This is a genomic window from Paracoccus sp. (in: a-proteobacteria), from assembly GCF_030538695.1.
Taxonomy (GTDB): domain Bacteria; phylum Pseudomonadota; class Alphaproteobacteria; order Rhodobacterales; family Rhodobacteraceae; genus Paracoccus.
Genome location: NZ_JAUNTN010000011.1, coordinates 97,228 through 117,007, shown reverse-complemented (window position 1 = coordinate 117,007; position 19,780 = coordinate 97,228). Strand labels below are relative to the sequence as shown.

Genomic DNA, 19,780 nt, shown 5'->3' with positions numbered 1-19,780 from the left:
GTCAGCCGCCCGAGGCGGTCAGACTGGCGCAAGGGGGCGTTCATGGAGGCCTCCAGAATATATCAAACAATAGGTTAATATAGGATTAATTTATCATCGTTGCATGTTCCTCGCAACCGGGCCACAAGATATTCACCCGCAAGAGGCGAAAAGTGGACGGCTGCGCAGCCTGACATTTCGCATGAAGTAGACCGCGCAGTCGAAAACAACGGATAGGCTACGCCCCTTCGTCCTCAGCCCAAAGAAACGCCATGGACTTGACCGACTACGACCAACGCTATGCCCTTGTGAACGAGCTTCACGCCCGGCCGTCCCCCCGGATCACCGCGCCTTGCACGGCGGTGTTTCTGGCCTTCAAGGAACCGCGCGATGCCGCCAGCCGTGACCGAGGCAGGGACCGCGCGCATCTGGCCGATCTGACCCGGCGTCATGGTGCAGCAGCTCCGGCCGCAGATGTGTCGCATTATGCGGCGACGCTTGGGCGGCACGAGTTGCATTGGGAACAGCACACCGAATTCGTGACCTATAGCGCCTTTGCGCCGGGTGTTTCGGAACGGCCCTTTGATCCGGCGCTGGCGGCAATCTTTCCGCAGGATTGGCAGGCCACAGCACCGGGAAAACGCGCTTGCGCGGCGATTGTGCATGTCGATCTGCTGCCCGATGACCCGGCGCAAATCCTGCCGAAACTGGGCTGCTGGTTCGCGCAGGACGGGCTGACGGTGTTTTGGGTTCTGGACGAGTCCGCCGCCATCGCCGCTGATTTCCGCATCGACCCGAACGGCTGGATGCGCTTTGCCGTCTTTGTCCGCCCCGGCACCGGGCCGGGCCGCACCGGTCGCATCGTGCAGCGTTTGCTTGAACTCGAAACCTATCGGATGATGTCGATGCTCGGCCTTGAGCGTGCGCGCCATCTTGGTGCCAGCCTGAACAGGATCGAGCCGCGGCTGAGCCGGATCATGGCGCAGTTGGGCGATGACGCCACCAGCACCGAGGCCAGCCTGCACGAATTGCTGGACGTCTCGGCGCAGCTTGAAACCGAGGCCACACAACACGCTTTCCGCTTTGGCGCGACCAAAGCGTATGAGGCCATCGTGATGGATCGGATTGCCGCGCTGCGCGAAGCGCGCTTTCTTGGCCGCCTGACCCTGACCGAGTTCATGGCCCGCCGCTATCTGCCCGCCATGCGCACCGCCCGTTCGACCGAGGTGCGGCTGGACCAGCTCTTGACCCGCGCCGCACGCGCTGCCGAATTGTTGCGCACGCGTGTCGATGTGCAGCGCAGCGCGCAAAATCAGGCGGTTCTGGCCAGCATGGACCGCCGTGCCGATCTGCAATTGCGGCTGCAACACACGGTCGAAGGGCTGTCGGTGGTGGCGATCAGCTATTACGCGGTCGGGCTGGCGGGTTATGCGCTGGCACCATTGGCGAAGCTTGCCCATATGGATAAAGCATGGTTAACGGCAGCACTGGTGCCGCTGGTGGTCGGCACGGTCTGGCTGGCGATGCGCCGGATCAAGGCGCGGCTGCATGAGCCGCATTAAATCAAGCGTCATATTGGAACGGAGACCGATGATGAAAACCAAACTGATCCTGGCCCTTGCCGCAACTTTGGCGCTGGCCGCCTGTAACGTGCCGCTGGTGCCGTTCATCTGATGGCGGGCAAGGTCTTGACCCTTTACGGGCTGAAGAAATGCTCGACCTGTCAAAAGGCCGAGGCCGCGCTGAGTGACGCGGGCTGGGAGGTCCGTTTCCACGATGTCCGGGATGAACCGCTGAGCCGCGACCAGATCACGGATATGCTGGCGGTTTATGGTGACAAGCTGGTGAACCGCGCCAGTCTGACCTGGCGCGGCATGTCCGAGGCTGAACGTGCCACCGATCCGGTAGATCAACTGGTGGAAAAGCCCGCGCTGATGAAACGTCCGACGATTGCCGCAGATGATCTGCACCTGCTAGGCTGGACGGCGAATGTGAAACGCGCCTTGGGCGTTCCTGCCTGAGATTCAGATCGGATCTGCTGCCAGCGCATCGATCATCGGACCAATCCCTGACAGGTCGTAACCGGCGCGGGCGGCAATTTCCATCATCTCGGCCTTTGGGCGCTTGCCTGCCTGCGATAGCGCCCAAAGCACCGTCGAGCGGTTGCCGCTGCGGCAATAGGCCAGCGTCGGGCCGGGCAGGGCGAGCGCCTCACCCATCGCGGCAATCATCTGCGAGGTGATGCCAAGCTGCGGGGAAAAGGGGATAAAATGGACCTCCAGCCCCGCGGCGCGGGCCGCTTCGGTCATTGCCGCGCTGTCCAGATCGGGGCCAACCTCATCATCGGGGCGGTTGATAATCAGCCGCCGAAAACCGGCCTCGGCCAGTCGGGCAGGGGCGTCAATCTCTATTTGGGGCGCGACGGCCAGATCAGGGGTCAGTTGACGGATGTCCATACGATCCTCGGGGGCAGGGCGTGTTCGGGCCTATTTGGCCCGCCATGCGGCAGAGTTCAAGCGTATTGAGAATCGGATGACATGGATTGATATAGATATTTTTGAATGTGTCAACCCATATCTGCAACTAATCCCGGCAAGGCCGCATAATCGTCGAAACTGGCGTGATGCGGCAATTCGGCAATCGGGGTTTTGCGATAGCCCTGCATAAAGAGCAGCAGCGGCATCCCGGCGGCTTCGGCGGCCTGCGCATCGATCTCGCTGTCGCCCACGAAAATCGCCGGACCGCCGCCAAGCCGCGCGGCAGTCTCCAGCGGCATTTCTGGCGCGGGCTTGCGGCTGGGCAGCGTATCGCCGCAGATCACCGCGCCGAACAGATGCGCCATGCCAAAATGATCCAGAACCGCCCGCGCAGGCACCGTTGGCTTGTTGGTGCAAAGCCCTAGGGGATGCCCCAAATCAGCCAAAACACCAAGCATTTCCAAAGCGTTGGGATATAGTCGTGTCAGCGTATGGCTGCGCTGATAACGGGCCATGAACGGTGCGACATAATCCGGCCTTTGACCTTGCGGCAGGTCCAGATGATGCAAGACCTGCTGCCACAGCAGATCCACGCCACCGCCGATGAAACTGCGTACATGGTCAAGGCTTAGCGCCGCGTGGCCCTTGTCACGCAGCACCGCATTGACGCTGGCGTGAATATCGGGTGCGCTGTCAATCAGCGTACCGTCGAGGTCGAAAATCACCGGCCGCATCAGGATTTCCACTTGATCGAACAGCCGATCGAGGCGACCTGATCATACGGCCCTTCGCCGGTCTCGGCAATCTGCGTCATTGCCTCATAGAGTTCGCGCCGGGCATCCGCCGGTCCGGGTGTGCGGCCCGACGCATCCAGCCGGCCACGATATTGCAGCTTGCCATCGGCATTATAGCCAAAGAAATCCGGTGTGCAGGCCGCACCATAGGCCCGCGCGACATCCTGAGTTTCGTCATAAAGGTACGGAAAACTGAACCCGTGCCGCGCAGCCTCGGCCGCCATCTGCTGCGGACCGTCTTCGGGGTAAGTTGTCACATCATTGGATGAGATTGCCACGACGCCAATCCCCAAAGCCTGCAAATCTCGCGCGTCCCGCGTGATCTTGTCGATCACGGCCTGAACATAAGGGCAATGGTTACAGATAAACATGACCAGCGTGCCGCGCGGCCCGGCAATATCCTGAAAGCTGAACGCACGTCCTGAAGGGTCGGCCAGCCGGAAGTCCGGTGCCGTCGCGCCAAAATCACAAACCGGAGGGGTTACAGCCATTTTTTACCTTGCATATAGACACCCTCAAAGGACTAGGCTGCAAGCCTTGGCTTTGCAAGCGAACTACCAGAGTTCGTTTGCATAATACCGATTATAGACCAAATGGAAGTTCTTGACGCAGCGCACCCCGCCGGGTGAACCTGTGGGTATATCTCTGGGAGGAAGATATGACCCCATTCAGTTTCACCACCGCGCCCGAGATCCATCTGGAGTGGAATGGCGCACAGCGGCTTGCCGGGATGCTGACGGATCGGTTTGATGCGCGGCGGGCTTTGCTGGTCACGGATGTCGGGCTGATACAGGCCGGGCTGATTGCGCCGGTTCAGAAATCGCTTGCCGATGCCGGGTTTCACGTCGAAATCTTCAGCGATGTTGTTGCTGACCCGCCGGAAGATGTCGTTGAGGCTTGCGCGACTATGGCGCGGGCTGCGGATGTGGACCTGGTGATTGGGCTTGGTGGCGGTTCCTCGCTGGATATTGCCAAGCTGGCGGCGGTGATGCTCGCTTCGGATCAACCGCTGGCGCAGATGTATGGCATCGGAAACGTGACTGGTAGTCGTGCGCCGCTGGTGCTGATTCCGACGACAGCCGGCACCGGGTCCGAGGTCACGAATATTTCCATCATCACCACGGGCGAAACGACCAAGATGGGTGTGGTTTCGCGCCAGCTTTACGCTGATTTTGTGCTGTTGGATGCGGCACTGACGACCGCCCTGCCCGCGCTGCATACCGCCGCGACCGGCATTGATGCGATGGTTCATGCGATTGAGGCATATACCTCGAAACACAAGAAGAACCCGATGTCCGATGCGCTCGCGCGTGAGGCGCTGCGGTTGCTTTCAGGCAGCTTGATTACGGCCTGTCAGGATGGAAATGACCGTGCAGCACGGGAAAACATGCTTCTTGGTGCGATGCTGGCGGGTCAGGCGTTCTCGAATGCGCCGGTGGCAGCGGTTCATGCGCTGGCCTATCCGCTGGGCGGGCATTACCACCTGCCCCACGGGCTGACCAATGCGTTGATGCTTGGTCCGGTGTTGCGGTTTAACGCGCAGGCTGCTGCGCCGCTTTATGCAGAGCTGGCCGCCGTCGTGGGCACGACACAATTCGTTGATTTTATGCAGGATATTATGGACGCCAGCGGTGCGCCCCGGCGATTGCGCGATGTCGGCGTGACCGAGGACAGCCTGCCGATGCTGGCGGCTGACGCGATGAAACAAACCCGGTTGCTGATTAACAACCCTGTCGAAGTCACCGAGGCGGACGCACTGGCGCTTTACCGCGAAGCATTCTGAAGGGAGGAAACCATGACCGATATTCGCCTGTATATGCTGCAAAGCGGCTCGCTGAAATGCAAGGTTCACAACATCAAGATGAACGAAGGCAACGGTGCAGATTATGAAATCCCGGTGCCATTCTACCTGATCACCCACCCGAAGGGTCATACGATCATCGACGGTGGCAATGCGGTCGAAGTTGCGACAGATCCGCGCGGCCACTGGGGTGCTGTCTGCGATGTTTATTGGCCCGAAATGCAGGAATCCGAGGGCTGCGAGGCGCAGCTTGCCGCGCTTGGGATCAGGCCGGAGGATGTGAAATATGTCCTGCAATCGCATCTGCATCTGGACCATACAGGTGCCATCGGGCGGTTCCCGAACGCCACCCATATCGTGCAGCGGCGTGAATTTGAATATGCCTATACCGCCGATTGGTTTGCCGCGGGTGGCTATATCCGCAAAGACTTCGACAAGCCCGGTCTGAAATGGCAATTCCTGAATGCGGAACAGGATGATTATTTTGACCTTTACGGCGATGGCACGCTGACCACGGTGTTCACGCCGGGCCATGCGCCGGGGCATCAGTCCTTCTTGGTGCGCCTGCCCGAAACCGGGCCGGTCCTGCTGACGGTCGATGCGGCCTATACCACCGATCACTGGGAAGAACGCGCCCTGCCCGGTTTTCTGACCTCGACCATCGAGGCGGTGCGCTCGGTTCAGAAAATGCGGTCGCTGGCGGAACGGACCGGGGCAATGGTGGTGACGGGCCATGATCCCGACGCTTGGGGCCAGTTCAGGAAAGCGCCGGATTTCTATGGGTGAGCCCCCTCCCCTTGCGGCGGTCGAGGGCATGGCCTACATCCTAGGGCAGCAGTAAAAGGAACCCGACATGGCTATGGAAGCTCAGGACATCGAGGACCAGATCCGCGCCGCTTTCCCGCAGGCGCAGATCACCATTACCGACCTTGCCGGGGACGGCAATCATTGGGCGGCCGAGGTCATTGACGAAAGTTTCCGCGGCCTGAACCGGGTCCAGCAACAGCGTGCGGTTTATGCGGCGCTGAAAGATCAGATGGCCGGTTCCAATGGTGCATTGCACGCGCTGGCGCTGACCACCAAAGCCCCCGAATAAGGACAAACCAATGAGCGACGCGAAAAGCCGCATTCAGGAAACCATCGGCAGCAACGATGTGGTGCTGTTTATGAAAGGCACCAAGGAAATGCCGCAATGCGGGTTTTCCAGCCGCGTGGCTGGTGTGCTGAACTATATGGGCGTGACCTATCAGGACGTGAACGTGCTGGCGGATGAGGAAATCCGTCAGGGGATCAAGGATTTCTCGGACTGGCCGACCATCCCACAACTTTACGTCAAGGGCGAATTCGTCGGCGGCTGCGATATTGTCACTGAAATGACCCTCTCGGGAGAGTTGGATCAGTTGTTCGACCAGAAAGCAGTCAGCTATGACAAGGACGCTGCCGAAAAGATCCGCGAAGCCAACGCCTGAGCGGGCTTGATTGGCATATAAAAGGGGCCGCCTGTTTGGGCGGCCCCTTTTTCTGTGGCTTATCCCCGGTGGTCGTCAGGCCAGTCATCCTCGTCCCGGCGGCTGAAACGGTCAGCCAGCACCAGCCCAAGCGCCAGCGCCCCAAGCACCCCCGCCGCAGGCCCGTGGCGTGAGGCTTTGGCGCGGTTGAAACCACGTCGCGCCTGTTCCTCCACCTGATCCAGCGTTTCGCGGTTCAGACCCGCGCGGTCGGCGGTATCCGCAGCTTTGCGGGCGGCCTGATAGGCCCGCGATTCGGCACGGTCGGCCAGACTGCTGGCACCAAAGCTGAAGCGGTCGGTAAAGGCATGGACCTTTTGCGAAACCCCGTCAGCCAGTGCCTGCGCAGTCGCGGTCACGCGGTCGCTGGCGGCATCGGCGGCAAGGCTCAGCCGCGCCTCGACCTCGCGCTTCAGATCGTCGGTTGTCGGGGCCTGATGACGCGGCTTACCCGCCAGCAGCAGGACCGCCACACCGATCACCATGAACACCCCGCCAATCGTGGCAGAGGCCAAGGTCGCGCCCCAGTCCAGATCAACCGCCAGCCATGTCCACAGCGCCGCCAGCAGATAGCCTGCGCCGATGGCTGCTACCACCCCTGCCCCAGCCTTGATGGCCGTGCGCCGGGCGGTATCCGTCAGCGCAAGCTGCATATTGCGGACATAGTCGAACATGATACGACCCGCTTAGCGACGCGCCAAAATCAGGCCGACCAGAAAGCCGACACCAGCCGCGATCCCAAGCGCCTGCGCCGGTTTGCGGCGCACCATGTCCGACAGTTCGTCATAATATTCGCCAGCATATTCAGCCGCTTCCCCGGCGCGCGCCCGGCCTGCGTGATAGGCGCGTTCGGCCTGCTCGCGGGCGTAATCGGCATATTCATGGCCCTTTTCGCGGGCGGTCTCGGCCAGATCGGCCCCGGCGGCACGCAGGCGCTCGGCGCTGTCAGCGGCCGTGTCGCGGACCTCGTTCCAGGTGTCACGGGCCACGCCAGCGGCACGTTCGGCACCATGGCGGACGTCATCAGCGATTTCGCGAGCGTCGTTTTTCAGATCTTTAGCATTCGACATGGGAGTCTCCTGTTTTGTCCCTTTCGGGTTGTGTCAGAACAACGGCCCGCCGCCATGATCGTTCCCGAAAAGATCAGGAAATAAATATTAACCCATGCTCCGAACGATGCTTGCAAAGCCCATTCTGGTTGCGTCATGCTGCGTATCAAGCCGCAGTCCTCGGCTTGGAAAACAAGGTATTTTTGCCCGTGCTGTCCTTGCATCCCCGCCCTTCCAGTAAGCTGACCGTCGTTGCGCTTTGCTGCGAAACCGTTGAGGTCATTAATCATTTCGTGTCTCGCCAGCTTGCCTTAGGTGCGGGGCGGATGGTGCTGTATTTCGATGACCCTGCCGATCCGGTTCCGCAGATGTTGCAAGGCCACGACCGCGTGATCTGTCGGTCTTGCGACGATGCGTTCTGGTTTGATCTATGTCCTGATACCGGCCGACCTATCCATCTGGAAATGCGTCAGAAGAATTGTTTTAATCATGCTTATGCTGGAATCGAAGCGGGAAATTGGGTCGGCTTTTGCGATGCAGACGAGTTATTCGTTCCCGACACCAGCTTTGATGCGCTGTTCGAAGAGGCTAGTCCCGATATTGCACAGCTGACTGCTGCCACATGGGAGGCTGTCTGGACCGATTTGGAGCAAATTGACCAAAGCTTTTCCGCCAGCCATGCACGGCGTAAATTACATAACGAGCGCGTACGACAGCAAGTATTGCACCATCACAGCCCGCTATTTCGGATTTTGAGTGATTCTGGTCTAGTTGGGCATTGGGCTGGAAAAAAACTCGTTCGCAGCGGGATTCCGCAGTTTCGCGCCGGGATTCACCATCACCGCCACAGGGTGGATGGCGAATTGCTAACGCTGAGCGCTTCCAATTCGGGGCTAAAACTGTTGCACTATGATGCGGTTTCCTTTGCTGCATGGCAGCGTAAGCATGGCAGGCGAATGGATGGCAGCGTAATAATGGGGGCACGGATGGACAAGCGTTACGCGCAGGCGGAGCTGATGTCCTATGCCAGAACCGAACAGGCCCGGCGCGATCTGTTCCTGTTGCTTTACGGTATCGGGGGCAGCTATCTGCAAGCCCTTAAAGAGACAAACGCGATTTTGCCAATTTCAGGTTTGGATGGTACCGCCTCCCCGGCTCGAACGGGGGACCTCTAGATCCACAATCTAGCGCTCTAACCAACTGAGCTAAGGCGGCACAGGGCGGTTATTTAGCGCCTGTATCTGACGGATGCAAGCCCGACTTGCCGGGAAAATGCAGGCGCGGTAACTGTCTTTGACAACAAACATGAAAGGCAGGCCCATGGGCATCAACCGTCAAAGCGATATTGCCGCGAATCTGCAAATCGGCCCGACCGATCAGGGCATGGTGCGCATCTATGTCGAGGCCGAGGGCGTCGATCTGCCGCTGGACTTCGACCCCGAGGAAGCTACCGAAATAGCAGAAGAACTTTTGGCTGCTGCCGAGGCCGCCCGCGATTTTGGCGGCAAGCCTAAGAAGCGGCGCTGATCCCAAGCGGATCTTGAACCGCCAAAAGCCGCGCCGTGCTGACCCGTGCAATATCGCGGATCAGCCGGTTGCGCCGGGCGGCGGCCAGCCGGCTTTCGGGGGCCATACGGGCAATCTCGGCCCCAAAGGCATCGGCAAGGATCAACCCGTGATCGGCCGGAAACAGATCCTTGGGAAAATCGCTGTCGCAGGCCCAAAAGAACCGATCCGCCCATTCCAGATAGCCGGGCCATTTGCGATCCGATATGAAATCCGTTCGGCTGGACTTGCACTCGATTACCCAGATGTCGCCTTGTGGTCCAACTGAAATAACGTCCAGCCGCAGTCCCGGCGCAGGAACGAACTCGGTCAGCGGGGCGTGGCCCAACTGATGCAGCAGGCGCGCAACGCCACGTTGCAGACGCGGGCCGGGCAGCAATGGGGCGCCGTTTTCCATCCGCAGGGTCTAGCGATCGACCGGATTGCGCGACAGCATTTCGCCAATTTCCGCCGGTAGCGCGGCCCCTAGCGGGTTATCCCGCGTCGGCAGCGCCCCAACAAAGGGCTGAAACTGCGCCCGCGCCGGTCTCCACCCGCCGCCTGTCCGGCGACCAGCGCGGCGATCAGGCGTTCTTCCAAAGGCTCTGCGACAGATGCTTCCATTGCGACGGCCATCGCATCGACGACCTCTGGCCCGGTCAGCAAGTTACCCTGACAGCCAAAGCTCGCCCCGGCCTTTTGTCCAAACCAGCCGTTGCAGGCGACGCCCGAGAATTGCGCCACCCTGCCCTGTGCGTCAATAATTGCCAATTGCCGCGTATCCCGCCCCGGATCGGCTGCGATCAGCGCGTCCAGCGCGGTTTGCGCATCCTGTCCCTGATCCAGCAGGTGCAGCCCATCCAGCCCAAGATAGGGGTTCACAAATGCCTGCGAGGCAATCGCCCCCTTGCTGCTGGCAAAGGGGGCCAAAGCCCCCACGGCAGGCACGGCGGTGGCTATGGCAACGCCAAGCTGAGCCGTTCGGGGACAGCGGGCAACGATGGAATACGTCATGGGGCCTCCGTTTTCCACGATATTGCCCCTGCGCAGCGGCGGGAACAAGCGCCTTGCCCCTTGCAGCGCCGCGCCCCCGCCCCTATCTGAAACCCCGGCAGGCTTCTGCTCTGCGCGTGTGCGGCCTTTTTTCCACTGGCCTATAAATTTTCCGAGGGGGCTGGCTCTGTCGTGGCCCTGGCTTCGTTACCTGGCGCCCACCTGATTGTTCAGGCTTTCGGGAAATCTGTCGCCGTCACGGCTGCTGCGGTTCCCGCCACCTGAAACGCCCGCCCTTCCCGGCGGGCTTTTCATTTGCGCCCTTCCCACAAACGAAAAGGGCGGCCCCGAAGGACCGCCCCAAACCTCAGATCCGGGTTGGATCAGAAGCCATAGACCAGCGAAACACCCAGGGTGTTGTCGGTGCGGATCGCACGCTCCGAGTCATACTCGGTGCGGTAGGAAACGCGGGTCGCCAGAGCGTCGGACATCTTGAAGTTGACGCCGAACTCGTTGGTGATCGCGTCGCCCGCGTCGCTCGAGGTCAGGTAGTCCAGATCGTCCGTGATGAACACGTTGTCATTGAACTTGTGGTAGAAGCGCGACGAAGCGATGTAGCCGGTCTCGGTGTTCGAGTTCAGCTCATAAGCGTCGGTCACTTTCTGGGTGTAGCGGATACCAACACCAGCCTGAACACGCCATGCGGTCGTGTCGTTGTTGATGATGCGGTAGCCCGGACCAAAGCCCAGGAAGCCATCACGCTTGGACTTGCCGATCAGGTCAGCCTGATCCGCAGCCGACAGGTTGTTCAGATCGTTCAGGTCGTCCTGCACGGTGCCGTCAACGGTGAAGCGGCCCAGCGCAAAGGCGTAGAACTGGTCATTGAAATAGTATTGGGCGTCGTAGATCGCCGAAACCGTTTCTTTGTCCTTGTTGCCGTTGGTGTCTTCACCGAAAGCGATCGCCATGGTCAGACCCTGAGCGAACACGCCCTGGTTCCAGTTCATGTTGGCGGCCAGACCGAAGTCCTGCGATTCGTCGTTACCCGTCGAACCGGCATAGGTCAGCGCAACACCACCCGACAGGCCTTCCTGGCCGTGGTTCGGGCCGAAACGCTGCGAGTCGTTCGAGCGTGCAAAGTCGTCACGAACGGCGTCACGGATATCGGTCACTTCGTCCTGAATGGCCGAAACGCCCGAGATGTTCGCGCCCGGCGCGATTTCGGTTTGGGCAAAAGCCGGAGCGGTCAGTGCAATGGCGGTAGCGCCTGCGAGCAGAGCAATAGCTTTCATAGCTCGTTCCTTTCGTTTCTCAGAATATCGACCCGATAGCGGGCCGAGCATCGCTGCTGGTGATGACCTAATGCGCCAGCCCGCCATTCGGAACCACGCCACGCAAAGAATGCGTTATCACGGAAACGTGAACGCAAAACACGGAACCGCGAGCTATGATAGCGCCCGCCTCACGGAAAGCTGTGGGTTCTCAGTTCAGTTCCGTGCGTAATTTTTGAAAATTCATTAAAGAACATGGCCTTATACAAGGTCAACAGTTGTAACACCATATGTCAGGCCGAAATGTCGAGCTTCGCCCATATCTGGTGTCCAACCCAAAACTGCGCGAGTCGGCCTCTGCCGGGTTCCGCTTATGTTGCAAAAGTCACACGCCCCGGCAGGAATATCCTGACCGGGGCGTGCGTAAAATGACTTGGGCCTGTGTTTCGAAAGAACGCCTCAGCGCCGGGACGGGCCACTGACACCAGCGACGACTCGGGCCGGGGCAGAGATCGGCGCATCATCACCCGCGCGGATTCGACGGCCTGATTTCGGCCCGGCCCCGTCATCGGCCATCCGCATCACGGCAATGGCAAATTGCACGGCGGCAAAAACGATTGTGTTGAACACCACCAGCATGACCACCGCGATCACGCCAACGGCACCATTGTTCAGCACCAGATGCCGCAACCGCGCCACGTCAAAGCCGATCAGCAGCGCCGTAAAGATCAGCGCCAGCAGCAGGCCAATGGCAATATTCCTGATGTAAAGCCGGATAAGCTGAGGCATGGCGATTCCTTCCAGGTTAACCCATGCGCCTACAGCTAAGCATGATTGGGGCTTATGCCAAGCGCGGTCAGAAGCCTTCGGGCCGCACCTCATGCGCCATATGGTCCAGAACCGCGTTCACGAAACGGGTTTCGCGCCCATCGGTGAAAAATGCCTCGGCCACGCGCAGATATTCGCTGATAACGACACGCGGCGGGGCTTTTGCGGCGACCAGCTCGGCTCCGGCGGCGCGGAACACCGCCCGCAGCACCGGGTCAATGCGCCCGATCGGCCATTTCGCCACCAGCGCACGGTCGGTCAACTGGTCGATCCGCGCCTGCCATGTCACCACATTATCCAGAATGCCGGTAAACAGGTTCTTATCCGCATCCGGCATTGCACCATCTTCGGTTTCGATCCCGATGCGCCAGCTCAGAAACTCGCCCCCGACCTTATCGGCGGACTGGCTGGCGGCCTCCATCTGGAACAGCGCCTGCACAGCATAGAACCGCGCCGCCGAGGACAGTTCCCGGCGCGAGGGGCGTTCAGATTGCGTGGCGTCGGACATAGGCAGCCTTTCAGGAAGCCTCGGGCCGGAACCCGAGCGCGGTTTTCTGGCCCGCCCATTTGCGGGAAAGTGCGATCAGATGCAAGGCCGCAGCCGCCGCACCGCCGCCTTTATTCTGTCCCGCCGCCTCGGCCCGGACCTGCGCCTGTTCGTAATTCTCGACCGTCAGGATACCGTTGCCGATGGCAAGCCCCTGCAAACCCAGCAGAGTCAGCCCTCGTGAGCTGTCATTGCAGACCGTATCATAATGCGTGGTTTCGCCCCGGATCACGCAGCCCAGCGCGACATAGCCATCGTAATCCGTCAGCCGTCCGGCCGTGGCGATAGCCGAGGGGATTTCCAGCGCGCCCGGCACTTCGATCACATCGACCTCTGCCCCTGCCGTCGCCGCGACAGCCTGTGCCCCGGCAACCAGTTCCGCGGCAATTGCCTTGTAATAGGGCGACACCACGATCAGCAGCCGCACCGGCTGATCGAAACGTGGCAGGTCAAGCTGGTGATGTTCGATCTCGCTGGCCATGATTATTCCTCGGGGATGGGACGGGTTTCAACGATGCTGAGGCCATAGGCGTCCAGCCCGACCACACGCACCGGGGCTGAGTTGGTCAGCAGCATCAGTTCCGACAGGCCAAGTGCCGACAGGATTTGCGCCCCAAGCCCGTATTGCCGCAGCTTTTGCGGGCTGACCTCATCATCGGCTGGCAGCAGGTTGTTCAGGTCGCGGATCAGCACCACGACGCCCCTGCCCTCATCGGCAATGGCCTGCATGGCGGCGCTGATGTCGCCCGATTTCTCGCGCCCGATCCCCAGCACGTCATGCAACGGGTCCAGCGCGTGCATTCGCACCAGCACCGGGCCGGGCGCAGACAGGTCGCCTTTGGTCAGCACGATATGTTCCGCGCCCTGCGTCTCATCCGCGAAAACCCGCATCATCCATTCACCGCCAAAGCGGCTGGTCACGGCGCGCTGCGCCCGTTCTGCGATCAGATTATCATGCCGGCGGCGATAGGCGATCAGGTCGCTGATGGTGCCGATCTTCAGCCCATGCTTTTGCGCAAAACCCACCAGATCCGGCAGGCGCGACATGGTGCCGTCCTCGTTCATGATCTCGCAGATCACGCCCGAAGGGTTCAGCCCGGCCAGCCGCGCCACATCGACGGCGGCTTCGGTGTGACCGGCACGGACCAGCACCCCGCCATCCCGCGCCCGCAAGGGGAACACATGGCCCGGCGTGGCAATATCCGCAGCCCCGCGCGCAGGATCAATTGCCACCGAAACCGTCCGCGCCCGGTCATGGGCGGAAATCCCGGTCGTCACCCCCTCACGCGCCTCGATGGACATGGTAAAGGCGGTCTCGTGCCGGCTGGAGTTCTTGGGCGACATCAGCGCCAGCCCCAGCGCGTCGATCCGTTCCCCCGGCATGGCCAGACAGATCAGTCCGCGCCCATGTGTCGCCATGAAGTTGATCGCATCCGGCGTTGCCATCTGTGCGGGAATGACCAGATCGCCCTCATTCTCGCGGTCTTCGTGATCCACCAGAATGAACATGCGGCCATTTCGGGCCTCTTCAATAATATCCTCGGTGCGCGAGATCACATCCGACCAATCGCGCTCTACCGGCCCCGGCTTTTCATACTGGTTCGTCATCTTTTGTCCTTATATATCCCCGCCGGAGGCATCCGGGGTTGCCATCTCGGCCAGACGCGCGACATAGCGCGCCAGCGTGTCGATTTCCAGATTCACCCGGTCGCCTTCCCGCGCCGCGCCCCAGGTCGTGACCTCTTGCGTATGCGGAATGATGTTGACGCCGAAATGGTCGCCGTTGACCTCATTCACCGTCAGCGACGTGCCATTCAGCGCGACCGAGCCTTTCGGCGCAATGAACCGGGCCAGTTCGCGGGGGGCGTGAAAGGTAAAGCGGTGGCTGGCGCCTTCGTCGCGGATGCTGACGATCTCGGCCACGCCATCGACATGGCCGCTGACGATATGGCCGCCAAGCTCATCGCCCACCCGCAAGGCCCGTTCCAGGTTCAGCCGCTGCCCGGCGGTCCAGCCGCCGATATTTGTCTTGCTGATGCTTTCGGCGGAAATATCCACATCGAACCAGTCCGGCCCCTTGGCCACCACCGTCAGACAAACCCCGTCGCAGGCAATCGAAGCCCCCATGGCAACGCCTGCCATATCATAATGACAGCCGATCCGCGCCCGCAGGTCGCCGCGCTGCTCAAGGCTGCGGATGTCGCCAATATCGGTAATGATCCCCGTGAACATGATCGCCCCCATCGCTCTGTCCGTCACCTAGTCAATCCCCGTCCCCGCCGCAAGCCGCCCAACTTGCCGAAGACACCGCGACATTACGGCAGTTTTATTACGCTTGGCAGCAGGGGTATTTCGTGGCATTGGCAAAAAAATTCGGAAAAGCAACGATATGCCGCAACGCTCTGACACAGACCTGCCACATCTGCTGCCGCAAGAGCGGGTGTTCCTGTTGTTGCAAGGACCGCATGGGCCGTTCTTTGACCGGCTGGGGCGGATGCTGCGGATGGCCGGGGCGCAGGTCTGGCGGGCGGGTTTCAACGCGGGGGACCGTTTTTTCTGGTCTGATCCGGCACATTTCATTGCGCATCTGGACCCGGTTGCCGACTGGCCCGCACATCTGGACCGGATCATCGCGGATAAGGGTGTCACCGATATTGTGCTTTACGGCGATGCCCGCCCGGTGCATCTGGCCGCGCGCGAGGCCGCGCAGCGTCTTGGCCTGACCTTGCATGTGTTCGAGGAAGGCTATCTGCGTCCGTTCTGGATTTCCTATGAGCGTGGCGGCTCGAATGGCTGGTCCGAGCTGATGAACATCAGCATCGACCGGATGCGCCACGATCTGCGCGATGCGCGGGCCGAGATCAGCCGCCCGCCTTCGCACTGGGGCGACATGCGCCAGCACAAGTTTTATGGGGCGCTGTATCATTTCCTGCTGCTGACCGCGAACCGCGGCTTTCCGGCCTATAAGAGCCACCGCAAGATCAGCGTCATGCAAGAGTTCCGCCTGCACCTGCGCCGGGTCATCCTGTCGCCATTTCTGGCCATGCAGCGCAGGCTGGAAACCGCCCGCATCCGCCGTGGCGGCTGGCCCTATGTGCTGGTGCTGATGCAGCTTGACCATGATGCCAGCCTGCGCACCCATTCCGATTACAGCAGTCAGGAAGCCTTCATCCGCGAAGTGGCAACCGCTTTTGCCGAAAATGCTCCGCGTCATCATCATCTGGTGTTCAAGGCTCACCCTCTGGAGGATGGCCGTGCGCGTGACCGTGCCACGATCCGGCAGTTGGCGCAGGGTTTGGGGATCAGCGACCGGGTGCATTATGTGCTTGGCGGCAAGCTGGCCGGGCTGATGGCGCTGGCGCGTTCGGCGGTGACGGTCAACTCCACCGCAGCCCAACAGGCGTTGTGGCGCGGGCTGCCGGTTCTGGCGACCGGGCGTGGGGTCTTTGTCAAGCCGGGACTGGTCGCGGATCAGAGCCTTGCCGGTTTCATGGCCGATCCGCAGCGCCCCGATGCCGCCGCCTATCGGATCTATCGGGACTATTTGCTGGAAACCTCACAGATCCCCGGCGGTTTTTATGCGGCGCGGTCCCGCGCCCATGCCTTGCGCCTTGTGGTTGATCTGATGCTGGCCGAGGACAACCCCTATGACAGCCTCAGCCGCGGGCGGGCTGCGCATCGGCAACAAATCGTCGCGCGGGACACATAAAGTCAACATATTGTAGTAATAAGCCCTTCATGCGGCTAAGGTTCGCATAACAGCAAGACGCCGAATCGGCGCGGGGACAGGAGAACTTCGACGTGATCGCAGACGTGACTGCAAATGTAACCGCCAGCCAGCCCGCCTCTGCCCGCAAGGGCCGCCGCACCATGCGCATCGCTGCACTGGTCGCACTGACGGCGCTGGCCGCCTGTGGCCTGCCACGCTCGGGGCCGACCAAGAACCAGATCCTTTCCGGTTCGGTCGAAAAGGGCGGCACCACCAACGTCGTTTATGTCAATGATTTCGTGGCGCAATCGACCCGGTTCCAGCAGAGCTACGGGTTCAGCTCGGGCTTTCTGAATGCTGGTTCTGTCGGTGCCGATGAGATCCGCGCGGGCGACACGCTTGGCCTTGGTATCTGGGAAAACGTCGATGACGGGCTTCTGGCTTCGATGGGGGCCAGTTCGACCCAGTTGCAGCAGATTCAGGTGGATAGCGACGGTTACATCTTTGTGCCTTACGCGGGCCGCATCCGCGCTGCCGGTCAGACCCCGGATCAGCTTCGCCGCACCATCACCTCGCGCCTCGGCAGCCAGACCCCTGACCCGCAGGTTATGGTCACGCGGGCCGCTGGTGACGGCGCAACCGTGGCGCTGATGGGCAAGATCGGTGGTCAGGGTGTTTACCCGATCGAGCGTCCGACCCGCACCCTGTCCGCGATGCTGGCCAAGGCCGGCGGTGTGACCGTGGAACCCGAGGTTGCCGTGGTTACGGTCAAGCGTGGCAACCAGTCCGGCAAGGTCTGGCTGCGCGACCTGTATTCCAATCCGCAGAATGACATCGCCCTGCGCCCTGGTGATGTGGTTCTGGTCGAGGAGGACAGCCGCAGCTTTACCGCACTTGGCGCGCTTGGTGGCCAGACTCAGGTGCCGCTTGGCAATGAACAGATCGACGCGCTGGAGGCCATCGCCATGGTCGGCGGCCTGTCCACCAATACCGCCGATCCGACCGGGGTTTTCGTGATGCGGATTGAGGGCGAGCAGGTCGCCAGCCGGGTGCTTGGCAAGCCCGTTTATGGCGATCAGCGTGTGGCCTATGTGCTGGACCTGACCAAGCCGGACGGAATGTTCCTGGCCCGCGACTTTATCATCCGCGATGGCGATGCGGTCTATGTGACCGAGGCCCCCTATGTGATGTGGATGAAATCGCTGTCGGCCATCACCGGCCCGATCACGCAGGCCAACAGCCTGAACAATGCCCTCAACTGACGGACCAGTTCACGATCAGACGACAGCCGCCGAGGGTTCCCGGCGGCTGTTTCTTTATGCGGCCGGGCTGTGGCGCGGACCTCGGCTGCGGCGCATCCTGATGCTGGCAGGCTGGAGGCCCACGCTCGGCCTGCCTCGTGATGGCGATGCCGTGGGGGTATGGGGTGCCAGTCCCTATGCATGGCGCGGGCAGGCGGTGGCGGCACGGCGCGGGGTGCCGCTGGTGCGGATCGAGGACGCCTTTCTGCGATCCGTTCTGCCGGGCCGGGCGCGGGGCGCACGGGGGCCTTTGGGCCTGTTGATCGACCCTTACGGCATTCATTTCGACCCGACCCGCGAAAGCCTGATCGAACGGCTTGCCCAATCCCCGCTGGCCGCTGCGGCGCAGGAACGGGCCGTTTCTGCGCTGGCCCGGCTGCGGGCTGCGGGCTTGTCGAAATACAATGCCCACCGGCCTGATGCGCCCTTGCCAGCCGCGCCCGGCTATGTGCTGGTGGTAGATCAGACGCGCGGTGATGCGGCGCTGATGGGGGCCGGACGTGCGGTCTTTCTGCGGATGCTGGAGGCTGCACGGGACGAGAATCCCGGCGTTCCTATCGTCATCCGCAGTCACCCCGAGACCGCGCGGGGCCTGCGACCGGGCCACTTCACCCCCGCCGACCTGCGCGACGGGGATGTTTTCGATGATTCCGATATATCCCCTTGGCATCTCGTCGAAAACGCCAGCCGCACCTATGCCGTGTCCTCTCAGCTCGGCTATGAGGCGATGCTGACAGGTCAGCGTCCCCGTCTGTTCGGTCAGCCTTGCTATGCGGGGTGGGGGCTGTCGGATGATGAAGCGCCGGTGCCGCGCCGTCAGCCGATCTCGCTGGCGCAGCTTTTTGCTGCCACGCATCTGCTGGCCCCGGTCTGGTATGATCCCTGCCGCGATGCGTTGACCGATTTCGACGGGGCGCTGAACCAGCTTGAGGCCGAGACCCGTGCCTTTCAGCAAGACCGCGACGGCCATCTGGCCTATGGGATGCGGCTGTGGAAACGCCCGGCGTTGGCGCGGTTCTTTGGGCAGGGCAAAGGTGTGCGCTTTACCCGCCAGCCGCAGGCCGGCGTGACGCTGGCCTGGGCCAATGCGCCTCATATTCCAGCCAGTGCGGCGCGGGTCGAGGATGGGTTTCTGCGCTCGAAAGGGCTGGGCGCCGCCTTGACCCCGCCGCTGTCGCTGGTCACGGACCGGCGCGGGATTTATTATGATCCGACCCGCGAAAGCGATCTGGAACGGCTGATTGCCGCGCCGCTGCCCCCCGGCGGCGAAGCCCGCGCCCTGTCTCTGGTTCAGGCGCTGCGGGCAGCGCGGCTGACGAAATACAACCTGCAAGGTGCAGCCACCCTGCCCGATACCGGCGGGCGGCGGGTGATCCTTGTCCCCGGACAGGTGCAGGATGATGCCTCGATCCGGCTTGGCGCAGGGGCCGAGCGCAGCAATGCCGCCCTGCTGGCGCGGGTGCGGGTGGAAAACCCGGATGCTTTCCTGATCTACAAACCACATCCCGATGTCGAGGCGGGCCTGCGTCCCGGTGCCATTTCGGCGACGGAGGCCGACTGGATTGCGCATGATGCTGACCCGCTGACGCTGATCGAGGCCGCCAATGAGGTCTGGACCATCACTTCGACCCTTGGCTTCGAGGCGTTGCTGCGCGGCACCCCTGTCACCACCTTGGGCGCCCCCTTTTACGCCGGCTGGGGCCTGACCCGTGACCTTGGCCCCATTCCCGAACGCCGTCGGGCGCGGGTCGGGCTGCCCGCGTTGGCCCATGCTGCGCTGATTGCCTATCCGCGCTATCACGACCCGGTTTCCAACCTGCCCTGCCCGCCCGAAACCGCCATTTGGCGGCTGACCCGTGGCGACGCCCCCCGCCCGCCCGCGCTGCGGCTTCTGGCCAAGGCGCAAGGGGCATTGGCCAGCTATGCGCATTTGTGGCGGCAGGGTTGCATTTCACACCCCAAACGGCCATCTGATTGA

At 61.7% G+C, this 19,780-nt stretch carries 25 protein-coding genes and 1 tRNA gene; 12 read left to right on the top strand and 14 right to left on the bottom strand.

Going from position 1 to position 19,780, the window contains the following annotated elements; all coding sequences use genetic code 11:
- The first annotated feature begins 251 nt into the window (after positions 1 to 251).
- From Q4G24_RS07975 to Q4G24_RS07965, 3 genes are read left to right on the top strand one after another with little or no spacing between them, the layout of a single operon-like run.
- Positions 252 to 1,541, top strand: a complete 1,290-nt coding sequence (locus tag Q4G24_RS07975) for a DUF3422 family protein (RefSeq protein ID WP_303365979.1) — start codon at positions 252 to 254, stop codon at positions 1,539 to 1,541.
- Entirely contained in the window at positions 1,528 to 1,653 is a 126-nt protein-coding gene (locus Q4G24_RS07970; protein WP_303365978.1) for a hypothetical protein, read from the top strand. The genes Q4G24_RS07975 and Q4G24_RS07970 overlap by 14 nt, the downstream gene beginning before the upstream one ends.
- 14 nt (positions 1,654 to 1,667) lie before the next feature.
- Positions 1,668 to 2,000 (top strand): arsenate reductase family protein, encoded by a 333-nt coding sequence (locus tag Q4G24_RS07965; protein ID WP_303365977.1) that lies wholly within the window; start codon positions 1,668 to 1,670, stop codon positions 1,998 to 2,000.
- 3 nt (positions 2,001 to 2,003) lie between these two features.
- Here Q4G24_RS07965 and Q4G24_RS07960 read toward each other — a convergent pair whose 3' ends face one another.
- The 3 genes from Q4G24_RS07960 to Q4G24_RS07950 all read right to left on the bottom strand — a co-directional run bounded on the left by Q4G24_RS07960 (position 2,004) and on the right by Q4G24_RS07950 (position 3,741).
- Positions 2,004 to 2,435 (bottom strand): TIGR01244 family sulfur transferase, encoded by a 432-nt coding sequence (locus Q4G24_RS07960; protein ID WP_303365976.1) that lies wholly within the window; start codon positions 2,433 to 2,435, stop codon positions 2,004 to 2,006.
- A 110-nt stretch (positions 2,436 to 2,545) separates the two neighbouring features.
- Entirely contained in the window at positions 2,546 to 3,190 is a 645-nt protein-coding gene (gph, locus tag Q4G24_RS07955) for a phosphoglycolate phosphatase (protein ID WP_303365975.1), read from the bottom strand.
- A complete protein-coding gene (locus Q4G24_RS07950) occupies positions 3,190 to 3,741 on the bottom strand; it encodes a thioredoxin family protein (protein ID WP_303365974.1) in 552 nt (183 codons plus the stop codon). Before Q4G24_RS07950 ends, gph begins: the two co-directional genes overlap by 1 nt.
- A 167-nt stretch (positions 3,742 to 3,908) precedes the next feature.
- Here Q4G24_RS07950 and Q4G24_RS07945 point away from each other — a divergent pair, with 167 nt between their 5' ends.
- The 4 genes from Q4G24_RS07945 (at position 3,909) to grxD (ending at position 6,520) form a co-directional block, all read left to right on the top strand.
- Positions 3,909 to 5,033: an iron-containing alcohol dehydrogenase gene (locus Q4G24_RS07945; RefSeq protein ID WP_303365973.1), complete on the top strand. Its 1,125-nt coding sequence runs from the start codon at positions 3,909 to 3,911 to the stop codon at positions 5,031 to 5,033.
- 12 nt (positions 5,034 to 5,045) lie between these two features.
- Positions 5,046 to 5,837, top strand: coding sequence for an N-acyl homoserine lactonase AttM (gene attM / locus Q4G24_RS07940; RefSeq protein WP_303365972.1), 792 nt, complete (start codon positions 5,046 to 5,048; stop codon positions 5,835 to 5,837).
- A gap of 67 nt (positions 5,838 to 5,904) precedes the next feature.
- A complete protein-coding gene (locus Q4G24_RS07935) occupies positions 5,905 to 6,147 on the top strand; it encodes a BolA family transcriptional regulator (protein ID WP_303365971.1) in 243 nt (80 codons plus the stop codon).
- A 10-nt stretch (positions 6,148 to 6,157) separates the two neighbouring features.
- Complete coding sequence (gene grxD / locus Q4G24_RS07930) at positions 6,158 to 6,520, top strand: Grx4 family monothiol glutaredoxin (RefSeq protein WP_303365970.1); 363 nt, start codon at positions 6,158 to 6,160, stop codon at positions 6,518 to 6,520.
- Positions 6,521 to 6,579: 59 nt separating this feature from the next.
- On the opposite strand, the gene Q4G24_RS07925 is transcribed toward grxD, so the two are convergent.
- On the bottom strand, positions 6,580 to 7,233 hold the full coding sequence (locus tag Q4G24_RS07925; protein WP_303365969.1) for a phage holin family protein: 654 nt from the start codon (positions 7,231 to 7,233) through the stop codon (positions 6,580 to 6,582).
- Positions 7,234 to 7,245: 12 nt separating this feature from the next.
- The gene (locus tag Q4G24_RS07920) at positions 7,246 to 7,629 is read right to left on the bottom strand and encodes a YqjD family protein (RefSeq protein ID WP_303365968.1); all 384 of its coding nucleotides are present in this window, start codon (positions 7,627 to 7,629) and stop codon (positions 7,246 to 7,248) included.
- Between the two features lie 128 nt (positions 7,630 to 7,757).
- Here Q4G24_RS07920 and Q4G24_RS07915 point away from each other — a divergent pair, with 128 nt between their 5' ends.
- Entirely contained in the window at positions 7,758 to 8,783 is a 1,026-nt protein-coding gene (locus tag Q4G24_RS07915) for a glycosyltransferase family 2 protein (RefSeq protein ID WP_303365967.1), read from the top strand.
- Here the strand turns inward: Q4G24_RS07915 and Q4G24_RS07910 are convergent.
- Positions 8,747 to 8,823, bottom strand: a tRNA-His gene (locus Q4G24_RS07910). The genes Q4G24_RS07915 and Q4G24_RS07910 overlap by 37 nt on opposite strands.
- Positions 8,824 to 8,928: 105 nt before the next feature.
- Here Q4G24_RS07910 and Q4G24_RS07905 point away from each other — a divergent pair.
- A complete protein-coding gene (locus tag Q4G24_RS07905) occupies positions 8,929 to 9,135 on the top strand; it encodes a DUF6324 family protein (protein WP_303365966.1) in 207 nt (68 codons plus the stop codon).
- Here Q4G24_RS07905 and Q4G24_RS07900 read toward each other — a convergent pair.
- The 8 genes from Q4G24_RS07900 to Q4G24_RS07865 form a co-directional block, all read right to left on the bottom strand.
- Complete coding sequence (locus tag Q4G24_RS07900) at positions 9,119 to 9,571, bottom strand: MmcB family DNA repair protein (protein ID WP_303365965.1); 453 nt, start codon at positions 9,569 to 9,571, stop codon at positions 9,119 to 9,121. The genes Q4G24_RS07905 and Q4G24_RS07900 overlap by 17 nt on opposite strands.
- 68 nt (positions 9,572 to 9,639) lie before the next feature.
- Complete coding sequence (locus Q4G24_RS07895) at positions 9,640 to 10,167, bottom strand: DUF1028 domain-containing protein (protein ID WP_303365964.1); 528 nt, start codon at positions 10,165 to 10,167, stop codon at positions 9,640 to 9,642.
- Between the two features lie 362 nt (positions 10,168 to 10,529).
- Positions 10,530 to 11,438: a YdiY family protein gene (locus tag Q4G24_RS07890; protein ID WP_303365963.1), complete on the bottom strand. Its 909-nt coding sequence runs from the start codon at positions 11,436 to 11,438 to the stop codon at positions 10,530 to 10,532.
- Between the two features lie 438 nt (positions 11,439 to 11,876).
- Complete coding sequence (locus Q4G24_RS07885) at positions 11,877 to 12,206, bottom strand: hypothetical protein (RefSeq protein ID WP_303365962.1); 330 nt, start codon at positions 12,204 to 12,206, stop codon at positions 11,877 to 11,879.
- Between the two features lie 67 nt (positions 12,207 to 12,273).
- Entirely contained in the window at positions 12,274 to 12,753 is a 480-nt protein-coding gene (nusB, locus tag Q4G24_RS07880; RefSeq protein ID WP_303365961.1) for a transcription antitermination factor NusB, read from the bottom strand.
- Positions 12,754 to 12,763: 10 nt separating this feature from the next.
- The gene (locus Q4G24_RS07875) at positions 12,764 to 13,273 is read right to left on the bottom strand and encodes a 6,7-dimethyl-8-ribityllumazine synthase (protein WP_303365960.1); all 510 of its coding nucleotides are present in this window, start codon (positions 13,271 to 13,273) and stop codon (positions 12,764 to 12,766) included.
- Between the two features lie 2 nt (positions 13,274 to 13,275).
- Positions 13,276 to 14,400, bottom strand: a complete 1,125-nt coding sequence (ribB, locus tag Q4G24_RS07870) for a 3,4-dihydroxy-2-butanone-4-phosphate synthase (RefSeq protein ID WP_303365959.1) — start codon at positions 14,398 to 14,400, stop codon at positions 13,276 to 13,278.
- A 9-nt stretch (positions 14,401 to 14,409) separates the two neighbouring features.
- The gene (locus Q4G24_RS07865) at positions 14,410 to 15,024 is read right to left on the bottom strand and encodes a riboflavin synthase (RefSeq protein ID WP_303365989.1); all 615 of its coding nucleotides are present in this window, start codon (positions 15,022 to 15,024) and stop codon (positions 14,410 to 14,412) included.
- A gap of 157 nt (positions 15,025 to 15,181) precedes the next feature.
- On the opposite strand from Q4G24_RS07865, the gene Q4G24_RS07860 reads away from it, so the two are divergent.
- The 3 genes from Q4G24_RS07860 (at position 15,182) to Q4G24_RS07850 (ending at position 19,780) form a co-directional block, all read left to right on the top strand.
- Complete coding sequence (locus Q4G24_RS07860) at positions 15,182 to 16,501, top strand: capsule biosynthesis protein (RefSeq protein ID WP_303365958.1); 1,320 nt, start codon at positions 15,182 to 15,184, stop codon at positions 16,499 to 16,501.
- A 161-nt stretch (positions 16,502 to 16,662) separates the two neighbouring features.
- Positions 16,663 to 17,763 (top strand): polysaccharide biosynthesis/export family protein, encoded by a 1,101-nt coding sequence (locus Q4G24_RS07855; protein ID WP_303365988.1) that lies wholly within the window; start codon positions 16,663 to 16,665, stop codon positions 17,761 to 17,763.
- On the top strand, positions 17,750 to 19,780 hold the full coding sequence (locus Q4G24_RS07850) for a capsular polysaccharide biosynthesis protein (RefSeq protein WP_303365957.1): 2,031 nt from the start codon (positions 17,750 to 17,752) through the stop codon (positions 19,778 to 19,780). The genes Q4G24_RS07855 and Q4G24_RS07850 overlap by 14 nt, the downstream gene beginning before the upstream one ends.

What these genes read in the sequence shown, in the direction of transcription:
- Q4G24_RS07975 (WP_303365979.1), top strand. Translation starts at nt 252, where the DNA reads ATGGACTTGACCGACTACGACCAACGCTATGCCCTTGTGAACGAGCTT.
- Q4G24_RS07970 (WP_303365978.1), top strand. Translation starts at nt 1,528, where the DNA reads ATGAGCCGCATTAAATCAAGCGTCATATTGGAACGGAGACCGATGATG.
- Q4G24_RS07960 (WP_303365976.1), bottom strand. Translation starts at nt 2,435, where the DNA reads ATGGACATCCGTCAACTGACCCCTGATCTGGCCGTCGCGCCCCAAATA.
- gph (WP_303365975.1), bottom strand. Translation starts at nt 3,190, where the DNA reads ATGCGGCCGGTGATTTTCGACCTCGACGGTACGCTGATTGACAGCGCA.
- Q4G24_RS07950 (WP_303365974.1), bottom strand. Translation starts at nt 3,741, where the DNA reads ATGGCTGTAACCCCTCCGGTTTGTGATTTTGGCGCGACGGCACCGGAC.
- Q4G24_RS07945 (WP_303365973.1), top strand. Translation starts at nt 3,909, where the DNA reads ATGACCCCATTCAGTTTCACCACCGCGCCCGAGATCCATCTGGAGTGG.
- attM (WP_303365972.1), top strand. Translation starts at nt 5,046, where the DNA reads ATGACCGATATTCGCCTGTATATGCTGCAAAGCGGCTCGCTGAAATGC.
- Q4G24_RS07935 (WP_303365971.1), top strand. Translation starts at nt 5,905, where the DNA reads ATGGCTATGGAAGCTCAGGACATCGAGGACCAGATCCGCGCCGCTTTC.
- grxD (WP_303365970.1), top strand. Translation starts at nt 6,158, where the DNA reads ATGAGCGACGCGAAAAGCCGCATTCAGGAAACCATCGGCAGCAACGAT.
- Q4G24_RS07925 (WP_303365969.1), bottom strand. Translation starts at nt 7,233, where the DNA reads ATGTTCGACTATGTCCGCAATATGCAGCTTGCGCTGACGGATACCGCC.
- Q4G24_RS07920 (WP_303365968.1), bottom strand. Translation starts at nt 7,629, where the DNA reads ATGTCGAATGCTAAAGATCTGAAAAACGACGCTCGCGAAATCGCTGAT.
- Q4G24_RS07905 (WP_303365966.1), top strand. Translation starts at nt 8,929, where the DNA reads ATGGGCATCAACCGTCAAAGCGATATTGCCGCGAATCTGCAAATCGGC.
- Q4G24_RS07900 (WP_303365965.1), bottom strand. Translation starts at nt 9,571, where the DNA reads ATGGAAAACGGCGCCCCATTGCTGCCCGGCCCGCGTCTGCAACGTGGC.
- Q4G24_RS07895 (WP_303365964.1), bottom strand. Translation starts at nt 10,167, where the DNA reads ATGACGTATTCCATCGTTGCCCGCTGTCCCCGAACGGCTCAGCTTGGC.
- Q4G24_RS07890 (WP_303365963.1), bottom strand. Translation starts at nt 11,438, where the DNA reads ATGAAAGCTATTGCTCTGCTCGCAGGCGCTACCGCCATTGCACTGACC.
- Q4G24_RS07885 (WP_303365962.1), bottom strand. Translation starts at nt 12,206, where the DNA reads ATGCCTCAGCTTATCCGGCTTTACATCAGGAATATTGCCATTGGCCTG.
- nusB (WP_303365961.1), bottom strand. Translation starts at nt 12,753, where the DNA reads ATGTCCGACGCCACGCAATCTGAACGCCCCTCGCGCCGGGAACTGTCC.
- Q4G24_RS07875 (WP_303365960.1), bottom strand. Translation starts at nt 13,273, where the DNA reads ATGGCCAGCGAGATCGAACATCACCAGCTTGACCTGCCACGTTTCGAT.
- ribB (WP_303365959.1), bottom strand. Translation starts at nt 14,400, where the DNA reads ATGACGAACCAGTATGAAAAGCCGGGGCCGGTAGAGCGCGATTGGTCG.
- Q4G24_RS07865 (WP_303365989.1), bottom strand. Translation starts at nt 15,024, where the DNA reads ATGTTCACGGGGATCATTACCGATATTGGCGACATCCGCAGCCTTGAG.
- Q4G24_RS07860 (WP_303365958.1), top strand. Translation starts at nt 15,182, where the DNA reads ATGCCGCAACGCTCTGACACAGACCTGCCACATCTGCTGCCGCAAGAG.
- Q4G24_RS07855 (WP_303365988.1), top strand. Translation starts at nt 16,663, where the DNA reads ATGCGCATCGCTGCACTGGTCGCACTGACGGCGCTGGCCGCCTGTGGC.
- Q4G24_RS07850 (WP_303365957.1), top strand. Translation starts at nt 17,750, where the DNA reads ATGCCCTCAACTGACGGACCAGTTCACGATCAGACGACAGCCGCCGAG.